The organism is Janibacter sp. Soil728 (assembly GCF_001428305.1).
Classification (GTDB): Bacteria; Actinomycetota; Actinomycetes; order Actinomycetales; family Dermatophilaceae; genus Janibacter.
This window is the reverse complement of record NZ_LMRZ01000003.1, coordinates 149,530-159,626: the sequence shown is the minus strand read 5'-3', so window position 1 is coordinate 159,626 and position 10,097 is coordinate 149,530. Positions and strand designations below refer to the sequence as shown.

General features: G+C 69.7%; 11 protein-coding genes. 6 read left to right on the top strand and 5 right to left on the bottom strand.

Going from position 1 to position 10,097, the window contains the following annotated elements; all coding sequences use genetic code 11:
- Positions 1-38 precede the first annotated feature (38 nt).
- Together ASG73_RS05035 and ASG73_RS05030 are read left to right on the top strand one after the other, a co-directional pair.
- Positions 39-1,184 (top strand): acyl-CoA dehydrogenase family protein, encoded by a 1,146-nt coding sequence (locus tag ASG73_RS05035; protein ID WP_055991820.1) that lies wholly within the window; start codon positions 39-41, stop codon positions 1,182-1,184.
- A gap of 48 nt (positions 1,185-1,232) precedes the next feature.
- On the top strand, positions 1,233-2,060 hold the full coding sequence (locus ASG73_RS05030) for an SDR family oxidoreductase (protein ID WP_055991817.1): 828 nt from the start codon (positions 1,233-1,235) through the stop codon (positions 2,058-2,060).
- 18 nt (positions 2,061-2,078) lie between these two features.
- Here the strand turns inward: ASG73_RS05030 and ASG73_RS05025 are convergent, their stop codons facing one another.
- Genes ASG73_RS05025 through ASG73_RS05005 form a run of 5 tightly spaced genes read right to left on the bottom strand, consistent with a single transcriptional unit; the run spans position 2,079 to position 6,667 of the window.
- Positions 2,079-3,164: a DUF4185 domain-containing protein gene (locus tag ASG73_RS05025; RefSeq protein WP_055991814.1), complete on the bottom strand. Its 1,086-nt coding sequence runs from the start codon at positions 3,162-3,164 to the stop codon at positions 2,079-2,081.
- 38 nt (positions 3,165-3,202) lie between these two features.
- A complete protein-coding gene (locus ASG73_RS05020) occupies positions 3,203-3,808 on the bottom strand; it encodes a response regulator transcription factor (protein WP_082567018.1) in 606 nt (201 codons plus the stop codon).
- Positions 3,805-4,950: a sensor histidine kinase gene (locus ASG73_RS05015; RefSeq protein WP_055991811.1), complete on the bottom strand. Its 1,146-nt coding sequence runs from the start codon at positions 4,948-4,950 to the stop codon at positions 3,805-3,807. Before ASG73_RS05015 ends, ASG73_RS05020 begins: the two co-directional genes overlap by 4 nt.
- The gene (locus ASG73_RS05010; RefSeq protein WP_055991808.1) at positions 4,947-5,705 is read right to left on the bottom strand and encodes an ABC transporter permease; all 759 of its coding nucleotides are present in this window, start codon (positions 5,703-5,705) and stop codon (positions 4,947-4,949) included. The genes ASG73_RS05015 and ASG73_RS05010 overlap by 4 nt, the downstream gene beginning before the upstream one ends.
- Complete coding sequence (locus ASG73_RS05005; RefSeq protein WP_082567017.1) at positions 5,702-6,667, bottom strand: ABC transporter ATP-binding protein; 966 nt, start codon at positions 6,665-6,667, stop codon at positions 5,702-5,704. Before ASG73_RS05005 ends, ASG73_RS05010 begins: the two co-directional genes overlap by 4 nt.
- Positions 6,668-6,829: 162 nt before the next feature.
- Between ASG73_RS05005 and ASG73_RS05000 the strand changes: the two genes are divergently transcribed.
- The 4 genes from ASG73_RS05000 (at position 6,830) to ASG73_RS04985 (ending at position 10,064) form a co-directional block, all read left to right on the top strand.
- Entirely contained in the window at positions 6,830-7,195 is a 366-nt protein-coding gene (locus ASG73_RS05000; RefSeq protein WP_055991804.1) for a hypothetical protein, read from the top strand.
- A 24-nt stretch (positions 7,196-7,219) separates the two neighbouring features.
- Positions 7,220-7,756, top strand: a complete 537-nt coding sequence (locus ASG73_RS04995; RefSeq protein ID WP_156466143.1) for an STM3941 family protein — start codon at positions 7,220-7,222, stop codon at positions 7,754-7,756.
- 98 nt (positions 7,757-7,854) lie between these two features.
- Positions 7,855-8,679 carry an MOSC domain-containing protein gene (locus tag ASG73_RS04990; protein WP_055992700.1) on the top strand — a complete coding sequence of 275 codons (825 nt, stop codon included), beginning with the start codon at positions 7,855-7,857 and terminating at the stop codon, positions 8,677-8,679.
- A gap of 176 nt (positions 8,680-8,855) precedes the next feature.
- Entirely contained in the window at positions 8,856-10,064 is a 1,209-nt protein-coding gene (locus tag ASG73_RS04985; protein ID WP_055991797.1) for an ABC transporter substrate-binding protein, read from the top strand.
- The last annotated feature ends 33 nt before the right edge of the window (positions 10,065-10,097 follow it).

Sequence of the window (10,097 nt, the reverse complement as noted above, 5' to 3'; positions counted from 1 at the left end):
TGCTTGTTTTATCCGAGATCGGTCGATAGCGTCACGACATGCGCCTCACTGATGAGCACCATGCCTTCCGCGCCAGCGTGCGTACCTTCGTCGACACCGAGATCAACCCGCACGCTGACGACTGGGAGGAGGCCGGGATCTTCCCGGCCCGTGATCTCTTCCGCAAGGCCGCGGCGCTGGGGATCCTCGGACTCGAGCGAGATCCCGAGTACGGAGGGGAGGGCGCGGACCACTCCTTCCAGATGATCGCCGCAGAGGAGCTCGGTCGCAGCGACTCCGCCGGCGTGGCCATGGCCATCGGCGTCCAGTCGATGATGGCCACGCCCTCGCTCGCGCACTTCGGCACACCGGAGCTCAAGCGCAAGCACCTGGCCCCCGCGCTCGCGGGCGAGGAGGTCGCGGCGATCGCCGTGACCGAGCCGGACACCGGGTCCGATGTCTCCCGGCTGCGGACCCGCGCCGTGCGCGACGGTGACGACTGGGTCGTCACCGGGCGCAAGATGTACATCACCAACGGCACCCAGGCCGACTGGCTGTGCCTGCTCGCACGCACCTCCGACGAGGGCGGCCACCGCGGGATGTCGCAGATCATCGTCCCGACCGACAGCCCGGGCTTCTCAGTCGCCCGACGCCTCGACAAGCTGGGCAACCGCAGCTCGGACACCGCCGAGCTCGTCCTCGACGAGGTGCGGGTGCCGGTGAGCCAGACGATCGGGGAGATCGGGCGCGGGTTCCAGCAGCAGATGCAGCAGTTCGTCATCGAGCGCATGTACGCCGCCTACTCCAGCGTCGGCAGCTGCGACAAGGCGCTCGCCCGCACCCGGCAGTACATCACCGAGCGCGAGGTCTTCGGCCAGCCGCTGGCCAGCAAGCAGTACGTCACCTTCCGCCTCGCCGAGCTGCAGGCGCAGGTCGAGCTGCTGCGCAGCCACAACGCCGCCGTGTGCGAGGCGTACACGGCCGGTGAGGACATCACCCGCGGCGCCAGCGTCGCCAAGCTGACCGCCGGACGACTCGCCCGTGAGGTCGCCGACGCGTGCATCCAGTTCCACGGCGGCATGGGCTACATGGAGGAGACCTGGACCGCCCGCTACTTCCGGGACATGCGGCTGGGCTCGATCGGCGGCGGCGCCGACGAGGTCATGCTCCAGGTCCTGGCCCGGCTCGACGGCCTGCCCGCCTGACCCCCCTTCGCCCCGCTCCACCGACAACGACGTCACCCAGGAGAACCCATGAACCGCACACTCGCCGGACGCACCATCCTGATGTCGGGGGGCAGCCGCGGGATCGGGCTGGCCATCGCCGAGCGGGCCGCTCGCGACGGCGCCAACATCGCGATCCTCGCCAAGACCGACACCCCGCACCCCAAGCTCGAGGGCACCATCCACACCGCCGCGAGCGCCATCGAGGCAGCCGGTGGGCAGGCCTTGCCGATCCTCGGTGACGTCCGCTCCGAGGAGTCGGTGCAGGAGGCCGTCGCCCGCACCGTCGAGCGCTTCGGTGGCATCGACGTCGTCGTCAACAACGCCAGCGCCATCGACCTCTCGCCGACCGCGGACCTGCCGATGAAGAAGTACGACCTCATGCAGGACATCAACACCCGCGGCTCCTTCCTGCTGGCCAGGACGGCGCTGCCGCACCTGCGGGCCTCGGACGCGGCGCACGTGCTCACGCTGTCACCGCCGCTCAACCTCGACCCGCACTGGGCCGGTGCTCACCTGGGCTACACGATCGCGAAGTACGGGATGAGCCTGGTGACGCTGGGGCTGGCGCAGGAGTGGCGCGAGCTGGGCATCGCGGCCAACAGCCTGTGGCCGAGGACGGCCATCGCGACGGCCGCCGTGGCCAACCTCCTCGGCGGTGAGCAGACGATGGCCCGCAGCCGCAGCCCGCAGATCATGGCGGACGCGGGCCACGCGATCCTCACCCGAGCCCCTGCCGAGTGCACCGGCCGGTTCCTCGTCGACGACGAGGTCCTCGCCGAAGAGGGCATCACAGACCTCTCCTCGTACGGCCCGCCGCGGGAGCAGCTGATGACCGACTTCTTCCTCGACCGATGAGGCAGGTGGTCGCTGGGCTCAGTCGAGCTCGAGGGTGATGAACCTCGGCCGGTAGAGCGTCGGGTCCCGGGTCAGCTCGTCGAAGTCGAAGGTGTTGACGTTGTACGAGATGAGCAGCTGGCCGTCCTCGCTGATCTCCGGGTGGCCGTGCGCGTTGTACGTGAAGTGCTGCCCGCCAGACTCCGGCGTCTCGTAGATCGTCTGCCGGTCCTTCCACGGGCCCTGCGGCGAGCACGCCGTCCAGGCGTTGATCTTCGGGCTGAAACCCTGCGAGGTGTCCGAGGAGATCATCAGGTAGCCGTCGCGGAAGGGGGAGACGCTCAGCTCGTTGGCGACCGCGTCGGTCAGGCGGGCGCTCTGCGTGACATCGGACGACCACCCGTCGTCCGTGCGGTACTCCCAGTGGGAGCGGTCGGTGAGGTTGCCGGCGGGCACCCGCGCGAGGTGCAGGTACTTGGTCTTCTCCAGGTCCTCGACGCCGTAGACATAGGTGTGGGTCGGCGTCGACATGACACCGGCACCCCAGGCGACGCGGTCCGGCGACCCCGGTCCCGGGTCGATGATGTCGGTGACCGTGAGATCGGGTAGCGAGACGCGGGCCATGGCGTTGTGGTCCCAGGCGAAACCCTGATCGCCGACCTTGCGGGTCAGCGACAGGAAGACGACGAGCTGGTCGCCTTCGACGACGGCGTCCTGGACCCAGTAGTAGCTGTCAGCGCTCGGGTCGGGGAAGAAGGACTCGGGACCTTCGGCAGTGCGGGTGCTCAGGCGCCCCGACTCACTCTCGGCCATGAGCGCGTTGTGCACCATCGTCATGCCGGGGGCCGGCTTGCCACTACGGGAGACCTCCCCGATGAAGGAGTCGCTGAAGAGCCACAGGGTCCGCTGGTCGGGCAGGCGCACCGAGTAGGTCGAGTCCCCGCCGATCCAGCCCGGTCCGGTGAGGTCGAAGCGCTCGTCGTCCGCGGGTGACGGGCTGGCCCAGGAGAACTGGGCGCTGGTCGCCCGGCAGTCACCCTGCGCGGTGTCGTCGCTGCACCCCACGAGCAGGCCGACACCCACGGCGAGCGCGGCGAGGGCCGCGGCCGGGCGGGTCGGGCGCATGGGGCTCCTCGGGTTGACTCGTCACAGGACGAAGGGGGTCAGAGCCAGCCTAGATCCTGTGCCCGGCGAGCCGCCTCCACGCGGTTGCTCGTGCCCGTCTTGCCGATCGCCGACGACAGGTGGTTGCGCACGGTGCCGGGGGAGAGGTGCACCCGCGCGGCGATCGCCGGGGCGGAGTGCCCCTCCAACGCCTCGCCGAGCACCTGGCGCTCGCGGTCGGTCAGCGGGTTGGGTCCACCGATGACGACCTCGGTGGCCAGCGACGGGTCGACGACCCGACCGCCACCGGCGACCGTGCGCACCGCCGCGGCCAGCTCGTGCGACGGGGTGTCCTTGACGACGAACCCGCTCGCCCCGGCCTCCAGCGCCCGGCGGAGGTAGCCGGGCCGACCGAAGGTCGTGACGATCAGGACCCTGGTCCCCGGCAGCTCACGGGTCACCTGTGCAGCGGCCGAGATGCCGTCGAGCCCGGGCATCTCCACGTCGAGCACCGCGACATCGGGCCGGGTGCGTCGGACGGCCTCGAGCACCTCGTCGCCCGACCCGACCTCGGCGACGACCTCGAGGTCCTCCTCGAGGCCGAGCAACGCCGCCATCGCACCGCGCACGAGAGCCTGGTCATCGGCCAGCAGGAGGGTGATCACGGCAGCTCCACTCGTAGACGCGTGCCCGGGCCGCTGCGGCCCGGGATGCCCTCGCCGACGTCGAGGTGCCCGCCGACTCCCGCGAGCCGCTCGCGCAGTCCCGTCAGGCCGCTGCCCTCACGCCGGCCCCGCAGGCCGTGGCCGTCGTCGGTGACCTCGAGCCAGGTCGGACCCCACGCCACGTCGACGCGTTGGGCGCCGCTGTGCCGGATGACATTGGTCGTCGCCTCGCGCAGCGCCCAGGCGACGGTGATGCGGTGGGCCGGGTCGACGATGTCGTAGTCGTCGGGCACCGACGCCTCGATCCCGGCGTCACGCAGTGCGGCGACCGCGGCCTCGCGCTCGTCGGACAGACGGGTGATCCGCAGACCGGAGACGGTCGCGCGGATCTCGGCCAGGGACTGGCGGGTGAGCGAACGGATGGCGGCGATCTCTCCCTTCGCCCGTGCCGGGTCGATGTCGACGAGGCGCTCGGCCAGGTCGGCCTTGAGCGAGACGACGGTGAGGGAGTGCCCGAGGACGTCGTGCACGTCGCGGGCCACCCGGTCGCGCTCGGCCGCAACGGCGAGAGTGCGTTGCAGCGCCTCGCGGCGCTCGTCGCCGATGATCATCCGGCGCAGCAGCAGACCGAAGCTGCCGATGAGCGCGGGGAGGAGCAGCAGCGGCCACAGCTCGTCCAGCGAGTCGGTGACGACGAGGGTGACGGCCCCCGCGACGGTCACCAGGACCACCCCGACCACGGCGCTGCGGAAGGGGAAACCGAAGGCAGCGAGGCTGGCGAGGAAGGCCGTCACCCCGAGGACCTCGGCTCCGATGATCGGCCAGAGCAGCGCCATGATGAGGACGAGGGCGACGAACCCGCCGTAGACGCTCACCAGCCGAGTGCGGGTCCACCCGCCGTGCACGCCGATCTGCGACCGCATGAAGGCGAAGATGTAGATCGCCGCGAAGGCCACGAGGAGCAGCAGCCCGGCGACCCGGACCGCGGGCTGGCCAACCGTCGTGTCGAAGACCGAGCTGGCCGGGAACCCGAGGAAGACCAACCACACGGCGGCGAGCAGCCAGCCGTGGCGCGCCCATGGGTCGGGGACCCCGACGTCGAGGTCGACGTCGGGGCAGCACGGGCCGTCGGCGCGGGTCACTGCCGGTCCCGCCCCCGTCGCACGAGGTGGATCGTCAGCAGGCCCAGGATCAGTGTCCACACGCCCACGTTAACCAGCGGGACCCACATGGCCTCGTGGGTGAGCTCGCCGGCCATGTCGACCGAGTAGCCCTCGGTCAGCGGGTAGCGGGCCAACGAGACGATCCCGTAGAGCGGGGTGAACTTCGCGATCGTCAGCATCAGGCCCGACAGCGGGATGAAGATGTTGCCGAGGAAGGCGAAGACCACCAGCGACCCGCTCGCCGCGCCGACCGCGGACTCGGACTTCAGGGCCAGCCCGAAGATCAGCCCGTAGAGCGAGAAGAGGCACGCGGCGAAGAGTGTGATCCCGGCGGTGGCGAACCAGACCCAGGTGTCCCCCTTCGCCCCGGTGGCCAGGCCGATCGCGTAGATCAGCGCGATGGGGATGCACGCGATGACCATGGCCAGCACGGCCTTGGTGCCCACGTAGGACACATCGCGAAGGGGGGTCAGCCCCAGCTGTCGTCCCCAGCCCTGCATCCGCTCGACCGCCGCGGACCCGCCGACCGAGACGGTCGCCGTGACGGCGCCGTAGACGGCCATCGAGATCATGACGTAGAGCGAGACATTGCCGCGCCCGATGTCTGCCTTGCCGAAGGTCTGCGCCGCGCCGAAGACGACGTACATGAAGGCAGGGAGCACCGCGATGAAGAACAGGCCGACGTAGTCGCGGCAGTACCGCTTGAGCTCCAGGCCGATCAGTGTGGGGTTCATCGGGACTCCTCACCCGTGATGGCCACGAAGGCCGCGTCGAGGGAGGCCGTCGTGACCTCCAGGTTGGTACCGCCCAACTCGACGAGCAGGGTTCGCGCCAGTGCATCGGAGTCCTCTCCGATCGCGGTGACCCGCTCACCGTTGGCCGTCACCGTGGCGGTACCCGTGAGCCCGCGCAAGCGCTCGACAGCGGCGTCGACGTCCCCCCTGCGGACGTCGGCGCTCACAGTGCGACCGCTCGCGCGGGCCCGGATCTGCTCGGTGGTGCCGTCGGCGACGACCCGCCCGCCGGCCATCATCACGATGCGGTCGGCGAAGTGGTCGGCCTCCTCGAGGTAGTGCGTCGCGAAGAGCACGGTGCGGCCATTGGTCGCGTCCTCGTGCATCGTGCGCCAGAACTCGCGGCGAGCGGCCACGTCCATACCGGCCGTCGGCTCGTCGAGGACCAGCAGGTCAGGGTCGGGCAGCAGCGCCAGGGCGAAGCGCAGCCGCTGCTGCTCACCCCCCGAGAGCTTCGAGACCAACCGGTCGGCCTTGTCCGCCAGACCGGCTCGCTGAAGGACCTCCTCGACCGGCTCGTGGTCGGGGAAGGTCGAGGCGATGTAGCGCACCGTCTCCCGCGCGGTGAGGTCCCGCAGCAGCCCGCCGGTCTGCAGGACTGCAGAGACCCTCCCTTCGTGCACGGCCCGTCGCGGAGCCGCGCCGAAGGAGGTGATCCGACCTGACGTCGGCTCGGTCAGCCCCAGCACCATGTCGAGGGTGGTCGTCTTGCCGGCCCCGTTGGGACCGAGCACGGCGACGACCTCACCCGGCGCGATGCTCAGGTCGACGCCGGCCACGGCCTGGACGACCTCGCCCCCGGAGCGGAAGGCCTTGGTCACGCCCTCGAGGTGGATGCCCTCGCTCGTGGGCGGGGGAGGGGCTGTCGTGGTGCCCGTCGGTGGGCTGCTCGTCGTGATCATGGCTCCACCCTGCTGGCGAAGGGAGGGCCCCGGCCATCCCCTGATGTCACGACTGCGTAATGACAGCTGTCATGGGGCAGACAGGAGACAGGTGGGGCGGGCATCATGGAGATGAGGGCCCGGTTGCCCGACTGGGCCGACGGACACCAGGAGGTACCCCCGATGGGTGCAGCAGTCGAGATCAGCACCGGCAACATCGCGCCGGAGCACCTGAGCGGCAAGCACGTGATGCTCGGGTCCACCGATCTGGGGGTCCTCGACGGGACGCGTTCTGTGGTCCGCTTCGACATCCCCGCCGGTCGGCACATCCTCTATCTCAAGGACGGACTGACCACCTCAGGCGCGGTCGGCTTCTTGGTCCAGACCGGCCACTGCGCGCAACTCGTCCTCAAGGACGTCGACGCAGGCATGTTTGCCGCACTGTTCGGTGGTTGGTACGCGCTGCGCCGCGCGGGTGACCAGCACCTCGATCCGGGTACGCCCGGGGCAGAGGAGATCTCGACCGACGAGGTGCCGGTCGACGCCTGAGCCGCGTGGGAGATCATGGCTCCCATGAGCAGTGACCACGCAGCCCGGCTGGCCCGCGGCGAAGAGCTCGAGTTCCGCACCGCCCGCACCGGCATGATCTTCATGCTGATGATCTGCGTCGGGTTCACCATCATCGGGTTGTGCCTCCTCGGTGGAGGCGAGGGGCTGCTGCGGATGCTCGGCATCGCGGTGGCCGTCTTCTTCGGTCTCGTCGGGATCCCCTTCACCATCTGGAGGCTCATCCGCCCTGCCCTCGAGCTGAGCGTCAACGCTGATCGCGGCGTCCGGGTTGCTGGAGAGGGCACGTCGGCCTGGATCCCGTGGGCTGACATCACGCAGGTCGACCGCGAGGTGCTGGCCGCCCGCCCGACCGTGGTGCTGCGCCTGCTCCCGCAGGCCCAGGAGCGCTGGGACGCGGCCCGACGTGACGCGCGCGACGTCGTCGAGGAAGCACCCGGAGGGCCGGGCGTGGTCATCCCGCAGACCATCTCCGCCCCGCCCGAAGTGGTCCTCCGCGCGCTCGAGGCCGGGCACGAGGCGTGGAGCGGCCGCAGCGCCTGACGACTTCGCTGTGTCCGCGGACATGGCCGGCAGGTGTCGCCCGCCGGTGTCGCTCGCCGGTGTCGCTCGCCGGTGTCGCCGGTGGATATCGTCGGGACATGCGTGTCACCCAGCTGCGGCTCTACCCGGTCAAGTCCCTCGGCGGCATGGACATCGAGTCGGCGCACGTCGAGCCCTGGGGCATCGAGGGTGACCGCCGGTGGGGTCTCGTCGACCCGTCCGGTGAAAAGGTCACGGCCCGCGAGGAGCACGCGCTCCTGCGCCTGCGGGCGCAGCAGGTCGATGAGGAGACGATCCGCATCCACGACGGGGGAGAGAGCATCCTCGTGGACATCCCCCTGGGCCTCCCACCGATCCCGGTGAGCCACTCGCGGCAGGGCTACGCCCCGCCGGCGGACCTCGACGTCAGCGAGTGGATCAGCGAACGGGTGGGCCGCCCCCTTCGCCTCGTCTGGCAGGAGGACCCCCGCATGCGGCGGATGTCCGGTGCGCACGGCGGTCTGGACGGCGACACGCTCTCGCTCGCCGACGCCGGGCCGCTGCTGATGACCTCGCAGACCTCGCTCGCGCAGCTGCAGGCGTGGGTCGACGAGCGCGCTGCCGAGGAGGGCGAGAGCGCGCCGACCGAGCCGCTGAGCATGATCCGGTTCCGCCCCAATGTCGTCATCGACGGCGACAATGCCTTCGCCGAGGACGGCTGGCCGACCGTGCGCATCGGTGAGGTCGACTTCCGCACCGCAGAGGTCTGCGACCGCTGCGTCATGACGACCATCGACCCCGAGACCCAGGCGAGCGGCAAGGAGCCGGTGCGCACCCTCTCACGGCGCCGCGCGTGGGAGGGCAGGACCTGGTTCGGCACCCGACTGGTCCCGCTCGCCGACGGCGAGCTGCACGTGGGTGACGAGGTCGTCCCCGGCGCCTGAGCGCCGACGGACGAAGACCCGAGCCCGAGCACCGTTCCCCGCGCAGGCGGCGTGACGATCCGCCGCGCCCGGAAAGTGGCCTTCCGTTGACATCTGTGACGGGCGCCACTACCTTCGGCGGGAGTTGAATCTGAACGCAGATTCATATCTTGAGCATCTCAACGAGGAGATTCCTGATGACCCCAGCATCATCGTCCCGTATGCGTCGGTCCTTCGTCCTGGTCGCGAGCGGCAGCCTCGTGGCCGCGCTCGCCGCCTGTGGTGGTGACGGGGGAGGAGGCTCGTCGGAGGGCGAGACTCTCGTCATCGGGTACTCCGCCGGCATCAGCGGGGGCTCCGCCGAGTACGGCCTCAATGTCCAGAACGGTCTGCAGATGGCCATCGACGAGCTCAACGCCGAGGGCGTGGAGATCGGCGGCAAGAACTACACGCTCAAGCTCGAGAGCCTCGACGACCAGTACCAGCCGAGCACGACCGGCACCAACGCACAGCGCCTCGTGCAGAAGGAAGGCGCCAAGATCGTCTTCGTCCCTCACGCCGGTGGGATCAAGGCTGCCCAGGAGCTGAACACCACGCGAGACAAGTTCCTCCTCGGGGCCTACAGCTCTGACCCGGAGATCCTCGCGAGCAAGAACGAGCTCACCGTGATGATCCCGCCCTCCTTCACCAGCTACATCGACCCCTTCATCGACAAGGTCGCGACCAAGGGCACCGGCAGCCTCGGTCTCCTCACGACCTCGAGCGAGTTCGGCCAGGAGTGGACCAAGGCCGCCACGGCCAGCTGGAAGGAGGCCGGAGGCAAGGTCCTCGACAACAACAACATCGACTACGGCTCCGTGTCCGACTTCGCCGGCCCGGTCTCCAAGACGCTTGCAGGCAAGCCCGATGTCATCCTCGTCGGCGGCCCCTCGCAGCCCACGGCACTCATCATCGAAGAGGCCCGCAAGCAGGGCTATGACGGCGCCTTCATGATCATCGACCAGGCCAAGTTCGAGGAGCTGGAGGAGTTCACCGACCCCAAGAACCTCAACGACTCCGTCGGCATCGCCCCGCTCACCGAGTTCGACGGCACTGAGGACTTCATCACCCGCTACAAGGAGAAGTTCAAGTCCGACAAGCCGGTCAACGCCGACATCGCCCTCAACTACCAGTCGCTCCCGGTCTTCGTCGAGGCGATGAAGTCGGCCGGCACCGTCGACGACCCGCAGGCCATCCGCGACGCCATGCCCGAGGCCGTCGGCAACGTCGATGACAAGTTCAAGGTGGCCTTCGCCCCCGACCGCATCAGCGACAGCGGGCACTTCGTCTCCGACGGCCTCAAGGCGGCCTACCGCAATGACAAGGGCAAGTACGAGTCCTTCCCCATCGACCAGCCGAAGGACTGACCCGATGATCGCGGACTTCGACGGAGGTGGCGG

What these genes read in the sequence shown, in the direction of transcription:
- ASG73_RS04995 (WP_156466143.1), top strand. Translation starts at nt 7,220, where the DNA reads ATGAGCAGTGACCACGCAGCCCGGCTGGCCCGCGGCGAAGAGCTCGAG.
- ASG73_RS05010 (WP_055991808.1), bottom strand. Translation starts at nt 5,705, where the DNA reads ATGAACCCCACACTGATCGGCCTGGAGCTCAAGCGGTACTGCCGCGAC.
- ASG73_RS04990 (WP_055992700.1), top strand. Translation starts at nt 7,855, where the DNA reads ATGCGTGTCACCCAGCTGCGGCTCTACCCGGTCAAGTCCCTCGGCGGC.
- ASG73_RS04985 (WP_055991797.1), top strand. Translation starts at nt 8,856, where the DNA reads ATGACCCCAGCATCATCGTCCCGTATGCGTCGGTCCTTCGTCCTGGTC.
- ASG73_RS05025 (WP_055991814.1), bottom strand. Translation starts at nt 3,164, where the DNA reads ATGCGCCCGACCCGCCCGGCCGCGGCCCTCGCCGCGCTCGCCGTGGGT.
- ASG73_RS05035 (WP_055991820.1), top strand. Translation starts at nt 39, where the DNA reads ATGCGCCTCACTGATGAGCACCATGCCTTCCGCGCCAGCGTGCGTACC.
- ASG73_RS05000 (WP_055991804.1), top strand. Translation starts at nt 6,830, where the DNA reads ATGGGTGCAGCAGTCGAGATCAGCACCGGCAACATCGCGCCGGAGCAC.
- ASG73_RS05030 (WP_055991817.1), top strand. Translation starts at nt 1,233, where the DNA reads ATGAACCGCACACTCGCCGGACGCACCATCCTGATGTCGGGGGGCAGC.
- ASG73_RS05005 (WP_082567017.1), bottom strand. Translation starts at nt 6,667, where the DNA reads ATGATCACGACGAGCAGCCCACCGACGGGCACCACGACAGCCCCTCCC.